Origin of the sequence: Paenibacillus sp. FSL P2-0322, assembly GCF_037975315.1 — a bacterium.
Taxonomy (GTDB): Bacteria; Bacillota; Bacilli; order Paenibacillales; family Paenibacillaceae; genus Paenibacillus; species Paenibacillus polymyxa_B.
Window position 1 is genome coordinate 3,611,300 of the sequence record NZ_CP150243.1, and the last position, 21,664, is coordinate 3,632,963.

The 21,664-nt window shown below is 47.6% G+C and carries 25 protein-coding genes; 1 reads left to right on the forward strand and 24 read right to left on the reverse strand.

Going from position 1 to position 21,664, the window contains the following annotated elements:
* Positions 1-98 precede the first annotated feature (98 nt).
* The 24 genes from MKY24_RS15855 to MKY24_RS15970 all read right to left on the reverse strand — a co-directional run bounded on the left by MKY24_RS15855 (position 99) and on the right by MKY24_RS15970 (position 20,333).
* A complete protein-coding gene (locus MKY24_RS15855) occupies positions 99-950 on the reverse strand; it encodes a TlyA family RNA methyltransferase (RefSeq protein ID WP_023989243.1) in 852 nt (283 codons plus the stop codon).
* A 76-nt stretch (positions 951-1,026) separates the two neighbouring features.
* Positions 1,027-2,925, reverse strand: a complete 1,899-nt coding sequence (dxs, locus tag MKY24_RS15860; protein WP_023989244.1) for a 1-deoxy-D-xylulose-5-phosphate synthase — start codon at positions 2,923-2,925, stop codon at positions 1,027-1,029.
* A gap of 107 nt (positions 2,926-3,032) precedes the next feature.
* On the reverse strand, positions 3,033-3,956 hold the full coding sequence (locus MKY24_RS15865) for a polyprenyl synthetase family protein (RefSeq protein ID WP_068941553.1): 924 nt from the start codon (positions 3,954-3,956) through the stop codon (positions 3,033-3,035).
* On the reverse strand, positions 3,928-4,188 hold the full coding sequence (xseB, locus tag MKY24_RS15870) for an exodeoxyribonuclease VII small subunit (RefSeq protein ID WP_013310814.1): 261 nt from the start codon (positions 4,186-4,188) through the stop codon (positions 3,928-3,930). Before xseB ends, MKY24_RS15865 begins: the two co-directional genes overlap by 29 nt.
* Entirely contained in the window at positions 4,178-5,542 is a 1,365-nt protein-coding gene (xseA, locus tag MKY24_RS15875; protein WP_023989246.1) for an exodeoxyribonuclease VII large subunit, read from the reverse strand. Before xseA ends, xseB begins: the two co-directional genes overlap by 11 nt.
* A gap of 12 nt (positions 5,543-5,554) precedes the next feature.
* Complete coding sequence (gene folD, locus MKY24_RS15880) at positions 5,555-6,412, reverse strand: bifunctional methylenetetrahydrofolate dehydrogenase/methenyltetrahydrofolate cyclohydrolase FolD (protein ID WP_071558532.1); 858 nt, start codon at positions 6,410-6,412, stop codon at positions 5,555-5,557.
* Positions 6,413-6,449: 37 nt separating this feature from the next.
* The gene (gene nusB / locus MKY24_RS15885; protein WP_013310817.1) at positions 6,450-6,899 is read right to left on the reverse strand and encodes a transcription antitermination factor NusB; all 450 of its coding nucleotides are present in this window, start codon (positions 6,897-6,899) and stop codon (positions 6,450-6,452) included.
* A gap of 135 nt (positions 6,900-7,034) precedes the next feature.
* The gene (locus tag MKY24_RS15890; RefSeq protein WP_023989248.1) at positions 7,035-7,268 is read right to left on the reverse strand and encodes a DUF2273 domain-containing protein; all 234 of its coding nucleotides are present in this window, start codon (positions 7,266-7,268) and stop codon (positions 7,035-7,037) included.
* A 15-nt stretch (positions 7,269-7,283) separates the two neighbouring features.
* A complete protein-coding gene (gene amaP, locus MKY24_RS15895) occupies positions 7,284-7,823 on the reverse strand; it encodes an alkaline shock response membrane anchor protein AmaP (protein WP_013310819.1) in 540 nt (179 codons plus the stop codon).
* A gap of 73 nt (positions 7,824-7,896) precedes the next feature.
* A complete protein-coding gene (locus MKY24_RS15900; protein ID WP_028540595.1) occupies positions 7,897-8,310 on the reverse strand; it encodes an Asp23/Gls24 family envelope stress response protein in 414 nt (137 codons plus the stop codon).
* 125 nt (positions 8,311-8,435) lie between these two features.
* A complete protein-coding gene (gene accC / locus MKY24_RS15905) occupies positions 8,436-9,779 on the reverse strand; it encodes an acetyl-CoA carboxylase biotin carboxylase subunit (protein WP_339200305.1) in 1,344 nt (447 codons plus the stop codon).
* A gap of 61 nt (positions 9,780-9,840) precedes the next feature.
* The gene (gene accB, locus MKY24_RS15910) at positions 9,841-10,326 is read right to left on the reverse strand and encodes an acetyl-CoA carboxylase biotin carboxyl carrier protein (RefSeq protein ID WP_068941548.1); all 486 of its coding nucleotides are present in this window, start codon (positions 10,324-10,326) and stop codon (positions 9,841-9,843) included.
* Between the two features lie 138 nt (positions 10,327-10,464).
* Entirely contained in the window at positions 10,465-11,289 is an 825-nt protein-coding gene (locus tag MKY24_RS15915; protein WP_053325695.1) for a SpoIIIAH-like family protein, read from the reverse strand.
* A gap of 62 nt (positions 11,290-11,351) precedes the next feature.
* Positions 11,352-11,993 carry a stage III sporulation protein AG gene (spoIIIAG, locus tag MKY24_RS15920; RefSeq protein WP_023989253.1) on the reverse strand — a complete coding sequence of 214 codons (642 nt, stop codon included), beginning with the start codon at positions 11,991-11,993 and terminating at the stop codon, positions 11,352-11,354.
* A 16-nt stretch (positions 11,994-12,009) separates the two neighbouring features.
* On the reverse strand, positions 12,010-12,780 hold the full coding sequence (gene spoIIIAF, locus MKY24_RS15925; RefSeq protein WP_339200307.1) for a stage III sporulation protein AF: 771 nt from the start codon (positions 12,778-12,780) through the stop codon (positions 12,010-12,012).
* Positions 12,781-12,819: 39 nt separating this feature from the next.
* Complete coding sequence (gene spoIIIAE / locus MKY24_RS15930; RefSeq protein ID WP_023989255.1) at positions 12,820-14,010, reverse strand: stage III sporulation protein AE; 1,191 nt, start codon at positions 14,008-14,010, stop codon at positions 12,820-12,822.
* A gap of 12 nt (positions 14,011-14,022) precedes the next feature.
* The gene (gene spoIIIAD, locus MKY24_RS15935; RefSeq protein ID WP_013310826.1) at positions 14,023-14,412 is read right to left on the reverse strand and encodes a stage III sporulation protein AD; all 390 of its coding nucleotides are present in this window, start codon (positions 14,410-14,412) and stop codon (positions 14,023-14,025) included.
* Between the two features lie 8 nt (positions 14,413-14,420).
* Positions 14,421-14,624 carry a stage III sporulation protein AC gene (gene spoIIIAC / locus MKY24_RS15940; protein WP_010345636.1) on the reverse strand — a complete coding sequence of 68 codons (204 nt, stop codon included), beginning with the start codon at positions 14,622-14,624 and terminating at the stop codon, positions 14,421-14,423.
* A gap of 12 nt (positions 14,625-14,636) precedes the next feature.
* A complete protein-coding gene (gene spoIIIAB / locus MKY24_RS15945) occupies positions 14,637-15,155 on the reverse strand; it encodes a stage III sporulation protein SpoIIIAB (RefSeq protein WP_023989256.1) in 519 nt (172 codons plus the stop codon).
* Positions 15,148-16,143, reverse strand: coding sequence for a stage III sporulation protein AA (gene spoIIIAA / locus MKY24_RS15950; RefSeq protein WP_053325697.1), 996 nt, complete (start codon positions 16,141-16,143; stop codon positions 15,148-15,150). The genes spoIIIAB and spoIIIAA overlap by 8 nt, the downstream gene beginning before the upstream one ends.
* Before the next feature lie 411 nt (positions 16,144-16,554).
* Positions 16,555-17,808 (reverse strand): aspartate kinase, encoded by a 1,254-nt coding sequence (locus MKY24_RS15955; protein ID WP_071558530.1) that lies wholly within the window; start codon positions 17,806-17,808, stop codon positions 16,555-16,557.
* Between the two features lie 197 nt (positions 17,809-18,005).
* Positions 18,006-18,563 (reverse strand): elongation factor P, encoded by a 558-nt coding sequence (efp, locus tag MKY24_RS15960; protein WP_023989259.1) that lies wholly within the window; start codon positions 18,561-18,563, stop codon positions 18,006-18,008.
* Between the two features lie 33 nt (positions 18,564-18,596).
* Positions 18,597-19,670, reverse strand: a complete 1,074-nt coding sequence (locus MKY24_RS15965) for a Xaa-Pro peptidase family protein (RefSeq protein ID WP_053325698.1) — start codon at positions 19,668-19,670, stop codon at positions 18,597-18,599.
* An 81-nt stretch (positions 19,671-19,751) separates the two neighbouring features.
* The gene (locus MKY24_RS15970) at positions 19,752-20,333 is read right to left on the reverse strand and encodes a YqhR family membrane protein (RefSeq protein WP_339200308.1); all 582 of its coding nucleotides are present in this window, start codon (positions 20,331-20,333) and stop codon (positions 19,752-19,754) included.
* 285 nt (positions 20,334-20,618) lie between these two features.
* Here MKY24_RS15970 and MKY24_RS15975 point away from each other — a divergent pair, with 285 nt between their 5' ends.
* Positions 20,619-21,620, forward strand: coding sequence for an iron-siderophore ABC transporter substrate-binding protein (locus MKY24_RS15975; RefSeq protein WP_339200309.1), 1,002 nt, complete (start codon positions 20,619-20,621; stop codon positions 21,618-21,620).
* The last annotated feature ends 44 nt before the right edge of the window (positions 21,621-21,664 follow it).

Below are 21,664 nucleotides of genomic sequence, written 5' to 3' on the forward strand. Positions count from 1 at the left end.
TACATCTCATTATAGGCGAACGTGAGTTCTATAATCAATCCCTCACACCAAAAAGAGGTTCCCTTAAGTTCACAGAACTCATGGAGAACCCCTGAATGTTACTTACGCGATGGACCATTATTAAAAGTCTGCCCTGCTTCCTGAACAGTACGTTCAATTAGTGGTCTGAAATCCATCTTCTCCAGCTGCGATTCTGCAGCAGGAAGCCCATCCAAACGCCAATGCGCTAAAAATTCAATATTGCCTTCTCCACCTGTAATAGGCGAATAAGCCAAACCTTGCAGCGTAAGTCCAAGCTCATGCGCAAACATCAGAATGGTCTGCAACACTTCTTTATGCGTAGCAGGATCACGGACCACACCGGATTTTCCAACCTTTTCGCGTCCAGCTTCGAATTGCGGCTTGATTAGAGCTACAATATCAGCAGGTTGATGCAATAAGGCAAGCAACGGGGGCAAAATAATACGTAATGAAATAAACGAAACGTCAATACTTGCGAAATTCGGGACAGAACCATTCAAATCCGCAGGTGTCATATATCTGAAATTCGTTTTTTCCATTACGCATACTCGTTCATCATTACGAAGCGACCAATCCAGCTGATTATAACCCACATCAATGGCGTATACGTATTCCGCTCCATGCTGAAGTGCACAATCCGTAAAACCTCCAGTGGACGAACCAATATCCAGCATTGTCCTGCCCTTCATATCCAGCTCAAATTGACGAATGGCCTTCTCTAGCTTTAATCCTCCACGGCTTACATACGGATGCACCGAGCCCTTAACTTTAAGCTCGCTGGCGCGTGGTACCTTCATACCCGCTTTCTCTATCCGTTCGCTGTCCGCCAGCACTAGACCAGCCATAATCGCAGCTTTAGCTTTTTCACGGCTTTCAAAAAAGCCTTGTTCTACAAGTAATACATCAATGCGTTCCTTCGGAACAGACATGTTAATCTCCCTTTAGGCAGCCAGGCTGCTCTTGTCATACTTTTTATAAACGTCATGGTCTTCGCTTCAAGTTACCCTATACGGACTGTCCCATGCCATATGCTGGTTCAGCAGCCCATTTACGCAGCTTTAAGCATACATCTTCAATGGTAAGCCCTACTTCAGCACGCTGCTCTTTAATGGAGCCATGCTCCACGAACAGATCGGGAATCCCCATTAGGCGCACTTGCGCCTCTTGGATTTCGGCTTTGGCGTAAAATTCCAGTACAGCGCTACCCAAGCTTCCTGCTTCAGAAGCTTCTTCCAATACGATCAGCTTCGTATGCTGACGAGCCAGCTCACGCAACATATCCTCGTCCAAAGGCTTCAGGAAACGGGCATTCACTACGCCCACTTGCAACCCTTCACGTTTCATCGCCTCCGCAGCCTCTGTCGCCACCTGGAGCATCGGTCCTGATGCAATTACAGCAAAGCCCTCACCCTTACGCAGGAGCTCCCAACTGCCGATGGAAATAGCCTGTAATTCTTTATCCAACGGCACGCCAACCACATTAACACGCGGGTAACGATAAGCAATTGGACCGTCTTCATAATCGAGCGCTGTTTTCATCATATGGCGTAGCTCGTTCTCATCCTTTGGCATCATAAGCACAAGATTCGGGATATGACGTAAGAATGCCACATCAAACACGCCATGATGAGTTTCTCCGTCAGCCCCAACAAAACCTGCACGGTCAATCGCGAACATTACGTTCGCATTATGACGACAGATATCATGCACAATCTGGTCATAAGCACGCTGCATAAAAGTCGAATACACCGCAAACACCGGTTTCAGCCCTTCCATTGCCAACGCAGCACACATGGTAGCTGCATGCTGTTCAGCAATGCCGACGTCAATCATACGGCTAGGAAACTCTTTACTAAACGGTACCAGTCCTGATCCACCAGGCATAGCAGGCGTGACCGCAACGATGCGCTCATCCTGCTCAGCCAGCTCAATCAGCGTTCGGCCGAAAATTTCCGTATACATCGGATTACCTACAGCTTTGAGTACCTGACCCGATTCAATCTTGTAAGGGCTGATTCCGTGCCATTTGTGTGAATCTGCCTCTGCAGGTTTATAGCCCTTGCCCTTGGTGGTTACGACATGCACCAATACAGGGCCAGTGACATTATCAGCCTGCTGGAAGGTTTCGATTAGCTTCGGCAAATCATGCCCGTCCACTGGACCGAGATACGTAAGTCCCAGTTCCTCAAACAGTACACCAGGCACCATCATATATTTAAGACTGTCCTTGACACGGCCAGCCGATTTGGCAAGTTTACCGCCGATCGCGGGTATTTTTTTCAGCAAAACTTCCAGCTCATCTTTTGCTCGCAAATAATGACGGTCCGAGCGGATTTTACTCAAATAATTATGCATGGCCCCCACATTAGGTGCTATGGACATTTCGTTGTCATTCAGAATGACCATTAAATTTTTGCGCTCATGTCCGATATGATTCAACGCTTCGAAGGCCATCCCCCCAGTCAACGCGCCGTCTCCGATCATTGCAATGACTTTATTGTCCTCGCCCTTCAAATCTCGAGCCAAAGCCATTCCCATTGCGGCCGACAGAGAAGTGCTGCTATGACCGGCTTCCCAAACATCATGCTCACTCTCGCTTCTTTTTACAAAACCACAAAGTCCATCACGCTGACGAAGTGTATCAAAACGATCCATTCGCCCTGTCAATATTTTGTGTACGTAGGCTTGGTGCCCAACGTCATAAATCATCTTGTCCTTCGGACTGTTATAGCAATAATGCAGGGCGATCGTGAGCTCAACCACTCCCAGATTCGATGCCAGATGCCCCCCAGTCACGGACAGCTTCTCAATCAAAAAGCTCCTGATTTCCTCGGCCAGAGAAGCCAACTCCTCAACCGACAGTGATTTCAGATCGCCTGGTTGCTTTATGTGTGGAAGCAGCACGCATATCTCCCCGCTTTCCTTCAAGTTTGTGTGTAAAGTTAACAAGTATTATATCACACTTTTTGACTGTGCTTAAACGCAGACAAGTCAAAACAGCTCTAAGGCAACTAATGATCACGCTTCATCAGGTAATCGGCTATCTCCAGCAAACGAGAAGAATCGGGAATACCGCTCTCTGTTATCACTTTTTTAGCAGATGCGGTGAGTTTCTCCACCTGCTGCAAAGATGCGTCCATACCAATGAAATACGGATAGGTAACCTTCTCCTGTTCAACATCACTTTGCGTTTTCTTACCCATTTTGCTCTCATCGCCTATGAGGTCCAGTATATCGTCCTGTATCTGAAAAGCCAGCCCCAAGTCTCGTCCAAAACGGCGAAGCGCCTCTAATTGACTCTTGTCCGCCCCACCAATCCGTCCACCTGCCAAGAGCGAGAAAATAATCAAATCAGCAGTTTTATGAAGATGGATATATTCCAGTTCCTCGATCCCCGTCATTCCTTGCTCGCCTGACATATCGGCAACCTGTCCGCCTACCATGCCCCGCGCGCCACTCATTTCGGACAAATCCTCGACAATGGACAATAGCGCATCGGATGAAACACCGTGACGCCGTCCTGCTTGCACAATGCTGTAAAAGGCATGGGTCAACAAAGCATCACCCGCAAGGACAGCAACCGCCTCGCCGTATACCTTATGATTCGTCAGCTTACCTCGCCGATAATCATCATCATCCATGGCTGGCAAGTCGTCATGAATGAGGGAGTACGTATGTACCATTTCTACCGCACATGCCACTGGCAGCGCAGCTTCCCTACTTCCACCGAATGCTTCAGCAGCAGCGATCACAAGCAGAGGCCGCAGCCGTTTTCCGCCTGCGGTGAGTGAGTAATTCATGGATTCTCGAAGAACAGCGGGAATGTTCCAATCGACCGGGAACTGCTCGATCAGTGCGGATGAAACTACATCCGTCGTCCCGGTCAAATATTCCTTGAACGACGGTCTATTCAAGCCCTTCACCGCCGTTTTCATCCAATCCACCGCCAAAAGGCTTCTTGCGCAAATCTCCATCCTCTTCCACGATCATTTCAATTTTACGTTCAACCTGCTCCAGCTTCTGACTGCAAAGCTGAGACAGCTTCATCCCCCGCTGGAACAAATCAATGGCTTGCTCCAGAGGAACGTCTCCATGCTCCAGTTGTCCGACAATTTCTTCAAGAGCGGCCATAGCCGCTTCAAAATTCAATTCCGTTTCATTCGCCACCGTGCTTCGCGTCCTCCTTCATTCCCCATACTTGGCAGTCCAACTGCCCATCACTTACTTTAATCTTGATGGAATCTCCCGGCTGTACGTCTTTGAGCGACTTAATTAGCCGTTTCTCCTGCTCATCGTATACCAAGCTATAGCCTCGGGCCATGACTTTGAGTGGGCTCAGCGCATCCAGCTGACGAATTCCCGTGTGCAACTGCTGCCGTCCCGTTTTCGTAATAGCACGCATCGCAGACTCCAGCTGACGTTGCGCCATATCCGTCTGCTTGCGTGCCGAACGAATTTGTTCACGCGGATTAAACCGCTCTAGTACCTGACGCATACGTGCGTTCTTTTCTGCGTTCAAACGCGAACGGTTACCCGCTGCGCGAATCAGCCGCTGATGCAGCATGTCCATTCGCTCTGCATGCTGTAGCATATAACGGCGTGGGTGCAGCAGGACTGGCGAACGCTGAAGCCTCGCCAAGCGTTCACGGCTGGTTTCCAGCCGCTGCCGGAGGGCGTTGCGCAACCGTTGCTCACGTTGGAGCAGCTGATCCCGTAGCTCTGCCTGATTAGGCACAGCCAACTCGGCTGCTGCGGTTGGCGTTGCCGCACGCAAGTCAGCCACAAAATCGGCAATAGTAAAATCCGTTTCGTGTCCAACTGCCGAAATAACCGGAATGACCGATGCGTAAATGGCGCGCGCAACCGCTTCCTCATTAAAAGCCCACAGTTCTTCCAACGAGCCACCTCCCCGTCCGACGATCATCACCTGAACCTCTTGCATACGATTCATAGCTTCAATTGCCTTGATTATCGAGGGTGCGGCACCTTTTCCTTGTACGAGCACAGGATACAACACAATTCCAGCCTGCGGGTATCGCCGTTGAAGTGTCGTAATAATATCACGCACAGCCGCTCCGGTCGGTGACGTAATCACGCCAATGGTTGCCGGATGGGCAGGGAGATTACGCTTACGAGCAGTATCAAACAGTCCCTCTGCATCCAGCTTTTGCTTGAGCTGTTCGTAAGCCAGATAAAGGCTTCCTATGCCGTCAGGCTGCATTTGAGTTGCATAAAACTGATATTGTCCATCTCGTTCGTACACGGATACGTTTCCCCGGGCAATAACACGCGTACCTTCTTTCGGTACGAAAGGGAGCCGCTGATTATGGGTTGCAAACATAATCGAACGTATGCGACTCCCCTCATCCTTGAGCGTAAAGTACATGTGACCACTCGAATGATGCGTAAAATTAGAAATTTCCCCGCGTATCCATACATCAGATAGCACCTGATCCGATTCCAGTTTCATCCGGATATAACGATTCAGGTCCTTTATAGAGTAAATACGTTGTTCAGCCACAGGCAGCTGCCCTTATGCCAAACCGTGCGACCGCTTGGCCGCTACAAGCGTATTTTGCATCAGCATCGTAATTGTCATCGGGCCTACTCCGCCGGGAACAGGCGTAATCGGACCAGACACTTGCTTCACGCTCTCAAAATCAACGTCCCCCGCCAACTTTCCGTTCTCCAGACGGTTCATCCCCACATCTATCACTACCGCTCCGGGCTTCACGAACGAAGCATCAATAAAGTTGGCTTTGCCGATCGCAACGACTAAGATATCCGCTTGTCGACTTAGATCCGCGATATTCGCTGTACGGGAGTGGCACATCGTAACCGTAGCATTTTCACGCTGCAACAATAAAGACACTGGCTTGCCTACGATATTACTGCGACCAATAACTACCGCATGTTTACCAGCTATCTCCACTCCAGCACGCTTGATTAACTCAATGACTCCAGCAGGAGTACAAGGCAATAGACTATCGTCACCGATGACCAAATTTCCTACGTTCACCGGATGAAATCCATCCACATCCTTCTCCACTGCAATCGCGTCAATGACAGCTTTTTCATGAATATGCTTTGGCAACGGCAGTTGTACCAAAATTCCATGGATAGTACTTTGATGGTTCAGCTTGTCCACCAGTTCCAGCAATGCTTCCTGCGAAGTATCTGCTGTTAACCGGTGAACCTCTGAGTAATAGCCGAGATCATGGCATGCCTTTTCCTTGTTTTTAACATATACCTGCGAAGCGGGATCTTCGCCTACCAATACAACAGCCAGTCCCGGCTGAAACCGGTGCTCTTTCAGACGAATGACCTCTTGCTGAATGCTTGCGCGAATATCCTGAGAGATTTGTTTACCATCAATGATCGGTGCTGACATGTTTATCCACTCTCCAACCTGATTCAGTAGTCTCTACTTAAAAACGTGCTTTCAATTGCTCCAGTTCTTGAATCACTCGTCCCAGTACACCATTAACAAATTTACCGGATTCCTCGGTACCAAAGTGCTTCGACAATTCAATCGCTTCATTAACAGCTACCTTAGCTGGAACATCCTCACGGAAAATCATCTCATATGCCGCAAGTCTCAAAATTTGACGATCTACACGTGAAAGTCTGCTGATCTGCCAGCCTTTAAGATAATCCACCAACAGCCCATCAATGGCTTCCTTGTGCTCCCACGTACCCCGCACATGCTCCAAAACATACGCTCTTAAAACTGCCGCGTTTTTAACGACAACTTCCGCTTCGTTTTCCTCAGCGGCTTCCTGAAGCAACATGTCCACGGCTGCTGCCGCATCCACTTCATTCATTTCCATATGGTACATACTCTGTACCGCTAATTCCCTCGCCAGACGTCTTTTCATGCCCTGCCTCCTACGCTTGCCTATATCTATTTTTCATTCTAACCAATTTCCACAAAAAAACCTGTGAACGCATCCTCCAAAACGTTGGGCGCAAAGAAGCTACAGCTCTATTTTGGAGAACACGTATCACAGGGTTCATTTAAAAGGACGCCAACGCTGCGACAACCAATCGCCCCATTCCTTCCAAGGGAGGAATGAACCAAGCGCTGAATCGCTACGTCTTCCTAGCGTATATCCGATGAACACCATCAATGCAAAGAACAACATATTCCAAAAGCCTGCCCACAAATAAATAAAACCGAAAAAAATACCAGCCGTGATCCCCATGATCCGGCCCTTGTAACTTCCCCATATTTCTTTCCAGGGCATCAGGGAAAATCACCTCTATTCCACACGACTCTTAAAGCTGGGTGACTGAGAAACATTAGCGATGTACACCGACACATTGGACACAGGAATTCCTGTAATTTCTTCCACATGATCGTGTACCCCCTTTTGTACCTCGGAGGTTAACACCGGAATGGAGCTTTCCCCGTCTACAACCGCCCGAATCGTAATATCAAGTCCCGATTCCAACACGCGAACGCGTGCTTTCAAATCCTGCATCCCGCGAAATCGGGAAGCTGCTTTGAGGCACAAATTTTCAATGGTGTCCACTGAAATCTGAATGTCACCATATTCCGTTCGTTGATCAATAGAATGCTGTACGGTTTGGTTCCGTCGAATAGAGATATAAAAAAAACGAAGACTCAATAACAACAGAACCCCTGCAATAATCAGGCTGGTAAACCACACCACTCGCTCATCCTCAATACTTAAAACATACGGAATGGCCCCGCTCAGGAGGAGGATGGCGAGAATGGAAATAATTCCGATACTTAAGCTGTACAAGAACAGCAGAAGTCTGTCCATAACTTTAGCCACGAAACGCACAGCCTCCTTAAATTAGAGTAAACCCTCGACCCATAAGGGTCGGGGGTTTGTACAAAGTATCGCTCTATTTAACCCGTCCGGCGCCCAGCACTTCCGGCTCTTCTACTTTTTCGGCACTTTTGAATTGAACATCATGAATTTGCACGTTCACTTCAACAACGTTAAGACCTGTCATGTTCTCAATCGAACGCTTAACATTATGCTGAATAGCAGCAGCCACCTCAGGCAGACGGTTACCGTACTCAATAATGACGGAGACGTCTACAGCAGCTTCACGCTGTCCGACTTCCACTTTTACACCTTTAGATAAATTTTTGCGGCCTAGCAATTCGGCAAACCCACCAGCAAATCCGCCACTCATTCCCGCAACGCCCGGTACCTCAACGGTAGCCAGTCCGGCAATGACTTCAATAACTTCTGGGGCAATTTGAATCTCCCCAATTTCTGTACGTTCGAATTCGGTTGGCACTGTGCTCATACCTTCAACACCTTTCGGTCAAAATAAGTTTCATTCCAGCTTTGGATTTCAAAGCAGACATGCTCACTTATTATCCATACTATATCATTTGGCGTTCATTATGACAAACTGAGGAAATATACCGATTAAACTTCGTTTTCCTCCAAAAATTTAATATCAAAATCGCCTTTAATAAAGGTAGGATGCTCTAGCAAGCGCTGATGAAAAGAAATCGTTGTGGGTATGCCCTCAATAGCAAACTCAGACAAAGCCCGCTTCATTTTGGCAATTGCATCTTGCCGTGTAGGTGCCCACACAATCAGCTTGGCGATCATAGAGTCATAATAAGGAGGAATGCTATAACCTGGATATGCTGCGCTGTCTACCCGTACTCCAGGACCGCCTGGAGGCAGATAAAATCCGATTTTACCCGGTGCAGGCATAAAATTACGATCCGGATCCTCAGCGTTAATACGGCACTCTATCGCCCAGCCATTGATGGTGACTTCTTCCTGCGTAAAGGAAAGCGGATGTCCTTCAGCGACAGAAATCATTTCCTTAATCAGGTCTACACCAGTAATCATTTCTGTTACTGGATGTTCTACCTGAATACGTGTATTCATTTCCATGAAATAGAAATTATTGTCCGGGCCAAGCAAAAATTCGAGAGTACCTGCACCAGAGTATTGAACGGCCAAAGCTGCACGAACAGCTGCCTGACCCATTTCTTCACGAACATCCTGCGATAGTACAGGACATGGTGCTTCCTCCAATAACTTCTGACGACGACGCTGCACAGAGCAGTCCCGTTCGCCCAAATGGGCAACATTACCATGCTTGTCCGCTATGATCTGTATTTCCACATGTTTCATACCGGTCAAATATTTTTCCAGGTACACACCCGCATTGCCAAATGCTTTTTGCGCCTCCTGCTGAGCAGTAGTGATTTGCTGAATGAGGTTATCCTCATCTTCGGCGATACGAATACCTTTACCTCCGCCACCTGCTGTGGCCTTGATAATTACCGGATATCCGATATCACGTGCGATGATGATCGCATCCTGCAAATCCTCAACCAGCCCGTCTGAACCCGGAATAACCGGAACTCCGGCATCCTTCATGGTCTGCTTGGCTACGGCCTTATCTCCCATTTTGTTAATGGCTTCAGGAGAAGGACCAATAAACGTAATATTACACGATTCGCAAATTTCAGCGAAGTCTGCGTTTTCCGCCAAAAATCCGTAACCTGGATGAATGGCATCACATTCAGTCAATGTAGCAACGCTCATCAGATTCGTAAAATTAAGGTAGCTGTCCTTAGATAGCGTCGGTCCGATACAGTAAGCCTCATCTGCGAGACGCACATGTAACGAATCCTTGTCAGCTTCCGAATATACGGCAACTGTCGAAATATTCATTTCGCGGCAAGCGCGAATGATACGAACCGCAATTTCTCCACGATTCGCAATCAATACTTTTTGAAATGTCATGACTTTATCCTCCCTGGGAGTAGTCTTGCCGAACCCTCAAAAGAGGGTTCAAACAAGCTTTTTACTCCGGTTTCACAAGGAACAATGGCTGGCCATACTCGACCAACTGTCCGTTTTCGGCCAAAATTTCCACAATTTCGCCCTTCACTTCAGCTTCCAGCTCGTTCATCAGCTTCATCGCTTCAATGATACATACCGTTGTTTTTTCGCCCACTTTGCTGCCGATACTCACATACGGAGCCGTATCCGGAGATGAAGAACTATAGAAAGTGCCTACCATCGGAGATACGATTTTATGTAGATTGCTTGCATATTCCCTCGGTTCCCCAGCAAGTCCAACATCGGACTGTACTTGTGGATTTGGAATAACAGCTTGTGGTGCCACTGCATAAGCAGGTGTTGCCACAGGAGCCTGTACCGTAACGATCTCGCTTTTGCCCGGTTTCCGGATCAACAGGCGAGTTCCTTCATTTTCAATTTCAAGCTCATGCACAGACGTTTCATCCACCAGCTTGATCAATTCCTTAATCTCGCTTAATTTAAACATCTCTATTAATCACTCCTTCAGCATTTTGCCGGTTGCTGATAACATTGTTGAAACAGCTTTATGTATTATATCACAATCATTAAAAATAGAAAGAGCCCGGAATAATGCAGAAATCCGGGCTTTTTCGCGTTTTTTGTCTTATTGTGTAACATACTGGACACTGATCTTATCCTGCGTTACATTCAGTTCCTTCATGACTTTATCGACAATTGTTACCGCTTGCTTAGCATCCAATTTTTCACTCAGAACCACTACTTTGTATTTATCAGCATCTTCCTCACGGACGACCGCATTGGCGAACTGCTGCTGAAGCTCTTCTTCAATTCCAGTAATTTTAGCCTGTTTATCTTCAAGTACATGTAATTCCTTTTGAGCCTCCGCAGCTTTCTTTGGTGTGCTGTCGTTCATTGCGGTAGTCAGTTCATCATTTTTCTTCTGATTTTCCACATCCCGTTCCAGCAAATAGTTGTCAATCACTGCTGCTGCTGTAGGTTGGGCAGCTTGATCGGTTGCCACTTGATCCAGTACCTGCTGGTCGGTTTTGGCTGTAGAGGTTGCTTTGTCGTCACTTTGTGCTGTCGCGTCCGTCTTCGTCGCAGTTGTGTTTTGATCGGATGTCGCCGGTTCAGTAGTAGGGGCAGCTGCCGTATCTTTATCGCCTTTTGAGTTTTCCGTTGCTGGGTCAGTTGTGGAAGCTGTATCCGATTTTGTGGAAGTTGCTGATGCTCCATCAGTTACTTCGCCATTCGTCACTACTTCATTTACCTTCAGTTCGTTCAATTGTTCCTCTGCCTTCGTCGTTGCTTCCTGTGCGGCATCCTGCTTAACCTTGCTCACTTGCTCACTATCGGCTACTGGTGGATTTGCAGGGCTCGAGTCCTCCGTAAACAAATAATACGCAGACAGCACGACCATTAAACTCAGCATGGACACCAGCCAAACGGTTTGTCTTTTATTATTCATGTTCCGTCCTCCATATTCATTAATGGTTTAAAATATAAACTTCTTTGTTCCTCAATTCCATATTATCCCTGCTTGCGCGGTACGACTGAAATTTTGTAGGAAGGTACATTTAGTCCCTTCTGTACAGCATCGACAATTAGCTGCTTCACTGTAGGGTTTTCTGCCCCCATAGCCACAACAAGCACTCCCCTCACCTGCGGTTTTACTTTTTTTGTCACAATCGGGGTGTGCTGACCACCTGATGACTCATAGGTGACAATCTCGCCATCACGTGTATATTGAGTAGTGTGCCGTTGTCCACCATTGGCGTCCGTCTCGTTGTTCTCTTCCTGCATATCTTTTACATTGCGTTGAACGATAACTTCTTCGGTGGAATCTACCGTAACCATGACATCGACGGTTCCTACGCCAACAATTTGCTCCAGCATCTGTTTCATATTGTCCTCAAAAACCTTCTCGATCCCGGCAAAGGAACTTTCTTCACCTGTTGTTGTCTCTAACGTAGGCTCATTTTTCATCACGCCAGGCGGCTCACGCCCTACGTTTTCTGGATCGACCTTTTTCACATTAACGAATGAATTAAAAAGCATGATCGCTACACCGATAAGGCCAAGAATAAGCAGCCAACGAAATGAGTTGAATCTTTTCGCCCCATCCGCCCCTCCACCCAGCCATCGCTCCAGCTTTTTCAGCCATTTGCTCATTTCTGCTCACCTCCTGTTACCATTCATGTGTTCCATCCTGCGAAGAAACCACCTGAACATTTTTGCTGTCTATCCCCCATTTTTCACGTAGAAGTCCTGTAATTAAGCCAAAAGCTTTCGTATCCGTTGGCTTTCCGTCCTCAGCAGTTTTATCAGGATTACGATCATCTTCTCGCGTTCCTTCATTAAAATCTGAAGTTTTTGTATGTGTCGGCTCCACACGAATATTCACTGTCTTTTCGGCCACAGGCTCCACCATAATCGGCTTAGCATCTGCACCAGGCGAGACGTCTGTGTTTTTCTTTTCTTTTTCTGGCTGCTGCTCCGCCAATTTGACCACTACCGACTGGACACCCGTTCCTGCCTCCAGCCCCGATTCCTTCTGTTGAATCTTTGCAAGGGTAACCTGGACCGACTGAATTGCTAACCCAGTATACTGTTCCAATTGTCCTTTCATTTCCTTAGCTACCTCTTTGCCAGCCCATTGCATGGAGCTTTGTTCTTGCTGTTGCTTTAACTGGCTGCCTTTTGCCAAAATCTCCTCCAATGTCGGTTCCCTCTTGCCTGTCTCAGCCTGACGTTGAAGATCCAATGCTCGCCCTAAAACCTCGGAGGGGCTGCTGCTCAGTAAGCGCACGACCGGAGACAGCAACGTCAGCAGAATAAGCAGGCTGAGAACGAGTTTGACATACCTTTCCATAGATCGGCTCGGTAAGATCATATCGACAAAAGAAGCCAGCAACACGATTAGCACCAGTTCCTTAAGCCAACTCCCCAGCCAGGTCACGTCACTCCCCTCCCCCCTTGTTGGTTTACGTGCATTGGTTCACCTCATCATGACCGTCATATTTCCTGCTGCGAGCATGATTGTAATCGCAAGGAAGGACATTAAACCCACTGCCGCCAGTGCCGCGAAAACATAAATCATGCTCTTGCCGATCGCATCGAGACATTCCACGATAGGCGTATCACCCAAAGGCTGCATGATCGCTGCTGTCACTTTATAAATGAGAGCCAGTGTCAGAATCTTGAGAGCAGGAAATGCGCACAGGAACAAAATAATAATGACTCCTACCAGACCAATGGCATTTTTAACGAGCAGCGAAGCCGAAATGACTGTATCTGTCGCATCTGCCAACGCCTTGCCGACCACCGGAACAAAGCTACCTGTAATATATTTGGCTGTGCGGATCGTTAATCCGTCAGTAACTGACGATGTCAAGCCTTGTACCGAAATGACTCCTAGAAATATGGTCAGCAACACTCCCAGCACTGCTACTCCAGCGTTCCGCAACAGGTCGGCTAGCTGGGTCAGTTTGTATTTGCCTGTCAGCGAGTTGACCAAGTAGAGCACAGCCGAGAAAAACAGTAGCGGGAAAACCAGCGTATGAATGACTGTTCCGACTGTGTTGATCATAAATACAATCAGCGGGTGGGTCACCGAAACTGTTACGACGTTACCCATCGAGGCTAACATGGTAAACAACAAAGGCAACATTGCCATCATGAAGTGAATCATACTATCAATCGCTTCTTTGGCATAACCAATCGCTACACTAAAGCTATTAATCGCCAGAATGATAATGACCATGTATACGATAGCGTAGGCCACTTTGCTGACCTGTTTGCTTTCAAAAGCACTTTGCAGCGTTTCCAGCACCATACTCATAATGCTGAGCATGACGATGGTGACGAGCAACTTGGCATTTACCCGGATTTCATGGATGAAAAAATCAGCTATAGCGCTCAATACACCCTTTATGCTGAACCCTTCACCTCCTGGAAGCAGCATGTCCATGAAGGAAGGCGTTTTCTGATCAGGGAAAAATCCGCCGTATTGCTGCATGAGCCCGTCCCAATAATGTTCTACTTCATCTTTGGGCATTTGCTCCGCCTGCTGTCTGATCCATTCGTTTGTCGGTGTATCTGCAAAGAGGACCGCAGCTGAGGCACACCAGAGACATAGCAGCAACATTGCAATTACTTTGAGATTCGGCATGCCCCCTAGCCTTTTCATGGCATCACCCCCTCAGGCGGGCATCAGCTTCAGAATGGTATCAATAATAATGCTGATAATCGGGATTGCGAGCACCATAATGAGTACCTTTCCGGTAAGCTCAATTTTGGAAGCAATCCCGTCTTGTCCTGCATCCCGAACGATTTGCGCTCCAAATTCAGCAATATAAGCGATACCGATTATTTTCAATACGGTTTTAAAATAGATCATATCCATGCCTGAAGACCGGGCCAGTCGCTCCAGTACAGCAACCACAGATCCGATCTTGCCAATCAGCAGCAAAAAAATGACGATTCCCGCAGCTGTTGCAATCAAAAAGGCAAACATCGGCTTCTGTTCCTTAATGACTAAAATGAGGACTGTGGCAATGAGGGCGAAGCCCACCACCTGAATGATTTCCATGTGTCCACCTACTGAAAAAGAAAGATAGATTTGATCTCTTGCAGAAGGTTATCCAGCATTCGCACCACCATGAACAGGACCACGACGAAACCAATGACCGTTACCCAGTGGGCCATGTCTTCTTTGCCCATTTGCTTTAATACGGTATGAATCATAGCGATAATAATGCCAATTCCAGCAATCTGGAAAATTGCGTTCACTTCTAAATTCATTCGAGCACCCCGCTAATAGATCAAAATGACGATCAATGCTCCGATCAGCAGTCCTAGGCTCCTGCTCATACGCTCGTACCTCACCTGATCTGCCTGCGCCTGCGCTTCCTCATGGGATAACTGTTGGATGGTCAGCGCAATGTGCTTGATCTGGTCTTCACGGTCGCTGGTTCCAAGACTGTAAGCAAGCTGCCGCATCGCTTCCTTCTCGGCTTGCTTCATAGAGGAACGGTTCCACGAGTCTTCAATAGCTTTATGCAAGCTTTCTCTGGCAGTCAGGCCAAAAGAGGGGTGCATCCAGCGTGAGGCTTGCTGAAACAGAGTGCGCAGCGGCTCTCGCAAGGGCTCTCCTGTCTTGGCGAAAGCATCTGGTAGCGGAGACACCCCGTAGGAAACCTCGGTGGTCAATCTTTGCAGCGCAAGAATCAACTCCCTGATTTGCCGCGGCCTCATCGCAAACTGTCTTGCCCGCTGCCAGCCTGCCAGCGTAGCGGCCAGTATAACCAAGGCTGCACCTAGCAGCTTAAGCATAGGAGATGCCCCCATTCTGCCCTTCTCCAGGCAGTGTAAGCCTGCGCTGCTTGGCATCTGCCAGCCGGAATGAGACGCCCCGGCTCGTCCGCTCCAGCATGACGTAGAGTTGAAACAGCTCTTGTCCTGTAGTTAATCCAGCAAACGCAGACCGGGTCGCCATTTCAGCCACATCGCGGCCATGTGCGGAAGCAATGACTGCAATGCCTGCATGAAGCGCTTCGCGCACCGCCTCCGCATCTTCCGGTCGTCCGATTTCATCAACAATGAGGACATCCGGTGACATCGAGCGGATCATCATCATCATGCCTTCTGCTTTCGGACATCCGTCCAATACATCGGTGCGAGGCCCGACATCAAAACCGGGGATACCTTTGTGACTACCAGCGATCTCAGAGCGTTCGTCTATAATGCCTACCTTGAGTCCATTCCGTCGCCCCCCGTTGCTTTCCATCCCTCCGTAACTGAGTTGCCGAGCCAAGTCCCTAAGCAGTGTCGTTTTGCCATGCTGAGGAGGGGACAAAATGAGGGTGTGCCGGATTCTCCCGGACATTCGATCTGCTACATAAGGCAATATCCGATCAGCTATGCCGGGAATTGCACGAGCAATTCTTACATTAAAGCTGCTTATATCCCTCAAATGCTCCACTCGTCCTCGGTTGAGCACGGTTCTCCCTGCCAAGCCAATACGATGACCGCCAGGGATCGTAATAAACCCTTTACGAAGCTCCTCTTCCATGGTATACAGGGAATGATTGCTGATAAAATCCAGCAGTCGGTGGGCATCCTCACGGTCAGGCTTATAGGCTTCCACATGGTTCAAAGTCAGCCGACCAGCAGACGTTACAAAATGATGATCACCATTTGCATTAATTTCCAACGGCCTTCCTTCCCTGACCCGGATTTCTTCCAGTTGCTTAAATACCGTTTCTGGAAGCCTTCCGAGTATACCGTGCAACGGTTCGGGAAATAACTCCAGCCATTCCATACCGATGCCGCCCCCTCACAGTTGTCCTTTTTCTTTAAGACAAGTCTATGGTTGACTCTCGCTTTTTATGCCGAAAATATATTGAAAACCTAGGCAAACTTTTGCTAACTCCTATCAACACTCAACAGACCTTTCTCCCGCTTGTTTAAGCACCATTCTCTAATTCGCACAAATAAAAAAGGGCCTCTCAAAGCCTTGTCAGCTAAGGGATACCCTTGGGTAGAAAAGATAGATTCAGCAAAAAAAGAGGCTGCCCCTCAGTCTAACTCTCACTGATGGAACAACCTCTTAACCTACTGCTGTATTCTATGATTTATCAAACTATAAATAGAGGGCCTGTATCAACCTTTACCTATCATAAGCATCGTTCACATTAGACATATTCAGTGTCTAGATCTCACGTTGCAGTTATTAACGACGGTCCTGCGGTCCACCCACAAACGCTTGCTCCTCGGTGTCCAGGTTATAAGCTGTATGCAACGCCTGAATAACCTCATGAAGTTTACCCGCTTCAATTACACACGATACTTTGATCTCAGATGTGCTTACCATTTTAATGCTAACGCCTTGCTCTGCCAGTACGGCAAACATTTGCGCAGCAACACCCGGATGACTAACCATTCCTGCACCTACAATGGACACCTTCACCAGGTTTTCCTCAGACGTTACTTCACGGTACGGAAGCTCTCCACGAATACCTTCCAGCGTCTTCAGTGCTGCTTCACGATCCGTCAGAGCTACTGTAAAGGAGAAATCCGCTTTACCAGCTTCAACCCCGCTTTGTACAATAATGTCTACATCAATTTTGGCTGCCGCCAGTGTTCCAAATACTTTCGCCAGTACACCGGGGATATCGGCGACGCCCAAAATACTGATTCTTGCTACATTTTTATCATATGCAATCCCACTGACTACAACGCCTTGTTCCATTACTGCATCCTCCTTTACGACCGTTCCTTCATTATGGTTAAAACTGGACCGCACAATCAGCGGTACCCGGTTATGTTTGGCATATTCTACCGCACGAGGATGCAATACAGCTGCACCCAGATTAGCTAATTCCAGCATTTCATCATAAGAAATTTCTTTTAGCTTACGAGCAACCTTCACGATCCGTGGATCTGTTGAATATATGCCGTCCACATCCGTGTAAATTTCACAGGCGTCCGCTTGAATTGCCGCCGCCAGCGCAACCGCCGTCGTATCAGATCCACCACGTCCCAGCGTCGTAATGTCTCCCTCTGCAGACATCCCTTGGAAACCAGCTACAACAACGATCTTGTTGCTGCTCAGTGCATCCAGCACACGCTGAGGTTGAATATCCGTAATCCGTGCTCGACCAAAGTCAGATTCAGTACGGAAACCAGCCTGCCATCCCGTAAACGATACCGCTTCATGACCCAACTGCTGAATAGCCATCGACAACAAGGCGATTGAAATTTGTTCACCTGTCGTCATCAACATATCCAGCTCACGTGCAGGCAACTCCTCATTCAACAATTTGGCCTGGTCAATCAGTTCGTCTGTCGTGTCTCCCATTGCGGAAACGACCACTACACATTGATGCCCTTCACTCTGTTTCTCCACAACGCGTTTTGCCACGCGTTTCATGCGCTCCGTGTCACCGACGGAACTGCCTCCGAATTTCATGACATACAATGACAACGATATTCACTCCCTCAGACTCAACAGTATGTAACCTTGAGATGGCACCAAACGACTTGAACGTGACATCCTGCGGCATAACTTTAGTACAGTATAATACGAAAGTGCTGTACGGAGCCATTGTTTTTTAATATTAGTGCTTATAAAAATATCCCCTGCCCTTAACAAGGACAGAGGAAATCTAAAAGCTGCAAAATTTATGCGCGGGAAATGTATTTACCATCGCGTGTATCAATCAGCAATACGTCGTCCTGGTTGATAAACAATGGAACCTGAACGTTCAGTCCTGTTTCAACTTTTGCATTTTTAGTAGCACCTGTAGCGGTGTTACCTTTAATACCCGGCTCAGTGTCAATAACCTTCAGCTCTACGCTGTTAGGCAGGTTAATCCCGAGAATTTCACCATTATAGCTAATGATGTTTACATTCATGTTTTCTTGCAGGAAGTTAAGTTCCCATTTCAGTTGATCGCTGGAAAGTGTGAATTGATCGTAGGTTTCGTTATCCATGAATGTATGCTCGTCTGCGCTCGCATAGAGGTAAGACACACCACGGTTTTCAATTTGCGCGCGGCCGATCGTTTCACCCGCACGGAATGTACGTTCAACAGTGTTGCCGTTACGCAGGTTTTTAAGCTTGGAGCGCACGAATGCCGCACCTTTACCCGGTTTTACGTGTTGGAAATCCAGCACCGTAAAAATATCTCCGTCTACCTCGACGGTCAATCCTGTTTTGAAATCATTAACGTTAATCACTAAAATACCCCTCCTACAGGACTGTTATCGTTATTAAACGACTGTAAATTCTTTGCTCGAATGTGTTAATACCTTGATGCCGCTATCTGTAATAACGATATCATCCTCGATCCGTACACCGCCCAATCCAGGCACATAAATACCTGGCTCGACCGTTACCACCATACCCGGCTCCAGAATATCATCGCTTGCCTTAGACAGGCGTGTTGATTCATGTACTTCCAGACCCAGACCATGACCTGTGCTGTGACCGAAATTGTCTCCATAGCCATGGCCAGCAATAATATCCCGGGTCAGTGCATCCGCTTCACGGCCTGTCATGCCCGGCTTAATATGTTCGAGTGCGTGAAGCTGCGCCTTAAGCACAATATCGTAGATCTCACGCAACTGAGGCGCTAAATCCCCTTGTGTAGCCACTGTACGTGTCAAATCGGAGCAGTAGCCATCCAGCAACGCACCAAAATCAAACGTAATTAGCTCGCCTGCTTGTACTAACTTAGCACTGGCTACGCCATGAGGCAATGCCGAACGAACCCCGGAAGCCACAATTGTGTCAAATGAAGAGGATGTAGCTCCCTGCTTGCGCATGAAGAATTCCATTTCCAGATCCAGCTCACGCTCGCTGACACCCGGCTTGATGTAAGGTAAAATGTGTGCAAATGTAGCATCTGCCAAATCCGCTGCCCGCTGCATCACTTCCAGCTCTTCTGCATCCTTGTACACCCGTAGCTTCTCCACAATGCCCGACACCGGAACCAGTGAAATAGGTGACAAATCTTCGCTATAAGCTTTATGCGTCGCAACAGTTACAGCGTCTTGCTCGAAGCCTGTTTCGCTGATCTGATGGGAAGACAGCAATTCTTTCACCGTTTCCATGACCTGTGCAGCGTGCTGCACCACCGTGAAGCCTTCGGCTTGTTCGGTCGCTTGCGTCATATAGCGAAAGTCAGTCAGCAAATAGCTATGGGATTCCGTAATCAGCACATAACCCGCCGAACCTGTGAAGCCTGTCAAATATCGACGATTGACAGGGCTAGTAATCAGCATAGCCCGCAGATTATGCTCGCCCAGCGCCTGCCGCAGCTTTAACACCCGGTCATTCTTCATCTTTCATTCCGCTCCCCTCTGTCAAATAACCAAATGCTATTTTAACACAGGGGATAGGCGCTTGAGAAGTTTTTGTTACGTTCAGCCCTCAGCTTTCTCAGGCTCGCGCTTTCTTTCATCCGTATACTCGACAGCAACGGTATATCCGATAAATAGTCCCCACAGTATAAACACACAAATTTCTGTATATAAGGAATTCCATGTTAACCGATCAGGAGCATTCATCATTCCTAGCTTAGGACCTGTTAATACAAATAAAACAACCCACCAAATCAGACCATACACAATTCCGGGTAAAGGACCCTTAAATCTGCGCAGCAACAGAGTGTACACCAGTGAAGCTACGACGGATAATCCAATAAAAAAAAGTAGCCCTACCAGATGTCCCGCCATCGTGTTCATAAACGAATGCTTGAAAAAAGGCTCCGCGAGAAAGCCAGGCGCTACTACCGTAAAGTGCAACTTATAAAACAGCCAGCGTAGCAATCCCCAGAGCAAACCCGCAAAAAAACCCAACTCAAGTGCAAAAGGAATGAGAGGCGTATGTATTTTGCCTGACTGCTGCCTGCCTCTACCACTGTCGTTATGATGACGTTGATCCTGAGATCCGCGAGACTGCTCCTGTTCATGTCCTATCTTGGGTATAGAGTAGGTTTCACTCATGTTGTTTAATCCCCTTTCAATATGCAAACTTTTCCCATCGTAAAGACAATTGCAATCGGAAATGCATGTACGTCCATCGGATTCTGCATTCCATTTTGCTAGGTAGTATGCTCCAAGGGGGAATAGTTTAACAATGAACAGGAATGCTGAATAATGGCAGCTTTCCAATTGAGGGTACGGACTCGTTTTTTACATTGACAAAATTTCAATCCTCTATCATAATATAATGATGAAAATGATAATCATTATCATTTCCTAAAAACATATATACGGGAGAACGCTTCTATGAAAAAGGGATTAATCGGGATTTTATTGTTAATGGTTTTTACGCTCACTCTGGCAGGTTGCGGAGCAGCCGACAAAGCATCGGATAAAGATCAGACAGCCACGTCGGGTAGCAAACCGACTGACACAGCGACTGGTCCTGTGACGGTAAAGCATAATCGTGGTGAGGTCACGCTCAACAAGCCCGCACAGCGTGTCGTAGTGCTGGAATGGACATTTACAGAGGATTTGATTGCGCTGGGCGTTCAGCCGGTTGGTAATGCAGACAATGCCAACTACAAGGTATACGTGACACCGGAGGCGGCTCTCGATAGTAGCGTGGTCGATGTCGGCACGCGTAACGAGCCGAATCTGGAAGCGATTGCTGCATTGAAGCCGGATCTGATCATTTCAAATGTTGATGGAAATGAGGCTATCTATGAGCAACTCAAGGCCATCGCTCCAACGATCGAATATAATCTGAACGATGGTAACGGCTACGATCATGATAAAATGGTAGAAATTTTTAATAGCATCGCAGGTGCTCTTGGAAAAGAAGACAAAGCTAAGCAGGTGCTTGCCGAACTGGATCAGCATTATGCTGAAGCCAAAGAAAAGCTCACCGCTGCTGGCAAGTCGGATTATCATTATATACTGACACAGGCTTTCACTTCGCAAAATGCGGCCAGCCTTCGTATGTTTTCAGATAACTCAGTCGTCGTGGCAACACTGGCGAAGATCGGCATGATTAACGATTGGAAACCGAGCAAAGTTGAACAGTATGGCTTTTCAACCGTAGGCATTGAAGCTCTGTCTGCCGTTCAGGACAGCAACTTTATCTATATTGTTCAGCCGGACGATAATGTTTTCGGCGCACCCATGAAAAATAATTCGGTCTGGAACGGTCTGAATTTCGTTAAAGAAAAACGTACCTATTCACTGAGCGGTACGACATGGACATTTGGCGGCCCTCTCTCTTCAAAAGGGCTGGTTGACCAGGTTGTCGAGGCAATTTCGCAATAGGTTGTTTCCGAATATTCATTCGGTTTTATAATGAGTAGCATTTA

What these genes read in the sequence shown, in the direction of transcription:
- MKY24_RS15855 (WP_023989243.1), bottom strand. Translation starts at nt 950, where the DNA reads ATGTCTGTTCCGAAGGAACGCATTGATGTATTACTTGTAGAACAAGGC.
- MKY24_RS15865 (WP_068941553.1), bottom strand. Translation starts at nt 3,956, where the DNA reads ATGAAAACGGCGGTGAAGGGCTTGAATAGACCGTCGTTCAAGGAATAT.
- folD (WP_071558532.1), bottom strand. Translation starts at nt 6,412, where the DNA reads ATGTCAGCACCGATCATTGATGGTAAACAAATCTCTCAGGATATTCGC.
- nusB (WP_013310817.1), bottom strand. Translation starts at nt 6,899, where the DNA reads ATGAAAAGACGTCTGGCGAGGGAATTAGCGGTACAGAGTATGTACCAT.
- MKY24_RS15890 (WP_023989248.1), bottom strand. Translation starts at nt 7,268, where the DNA reads ATGCCCTGGAAAGAAATATGGGGAAGTTACAAGGGCCGGATCATGGGG.
- MKY24_RS15900 (WP_028540595.1), bottom strand. Translation starts at nt 8,310, where the DNA reads ATGAGCACAGTGCCAACCGAATTCGAACGTACAGAAATTGGGGAGATT.
- accC (WP_339200305.1), bottom strand. Translation starts at nt 9,779, where the DNA reads ATGACATTTCAAAAAGTATTGATTGCGAATCGTGGAGAAATTGCGGTT.
- accB (WP_068941548.1), bottom strand. Translation starts at nt 10,326, where the DNA reads ATGTTTAAATTAAGCGAGATTAAGGAATTGATCAAGCTGGTGGATGAA.
- MKY24_RS15915 (WP_053325695.1), bottom strand. Translation starts at nt 11,289, where the DNA reads ATGAATAATAAAAGACAAACCGTTTGGCTGGTGTCCATGCTGAGTTTA.
- spoIIIAG (WP_023989253.1), bottom strand. Translation starts at nt 11,993, where the DNA reads ATGAGCAAATGGCTGAAAAAGCTGGAGCGATGGCTGGGTGGAGGGGCG.
- spoIIIAE (WP_023989255.1), bottom strand. Translation starts at nt 14,010, where the DNA reads ATGAAAAGGCTAGGGGGCATGCCGAATCTCAAAGTAATTGCAATGTTG.
- spoIIIAD (WP_013310826.1), bottom strand. Translation starts at nt 14,412, where the DNA reads ATGGAAATCATTCAGGTGGTGGGCTTCGCCCTCATTGCCACAGTCCTC.
- spoIIIAC (WP_010345636.1), bottom strand. Translation starts at nt 14,624, where the DNA reads ATGAATTTAGAAGTGAACGCAATTTTCCAGATTGCTGGAATTGGCATT.
- spoIIIAB (WP_023989256.1), bottom strand. Translation starts at nt 15,155, where the DNA reads ATGCTTAAGCTGCTAGGTGCAGCCTTGGTTATACTGGCCGCTACGCTG.
- spoIIIAA (WP_053325697.1), bottom strand. Translation starts at nt 16,143, where the DNA reads ATGGAATGGCTGGAGTTATTTCCCGAACCGTTGCACGGTATACTCGGA.
- MKY24_RS15965 (WP_053325698.1), bottom strand. Translation starts at nt 19,670, where the DNA reads ATGAAGAATGACCGGGTGTTAAAGCTGCGGCAGGCGCTGGGCGAGCAT.
- MKY24_RS15970 (WP_339200308.1), bottom strand. Translation starts at nt 20,333, where the DNA reads ATGAGTGAAACCTACTCTATACCCAAGATAGGACATGAACAGGAGCAG.
- MKY24_RS15975 (WP_339200309.1), top strand. Translation starts at nt 20,619, where the DNA reads ATGAAAAAGGGATTAATCGGGATTTTATTGTTAATGGTTTTTACGCTC.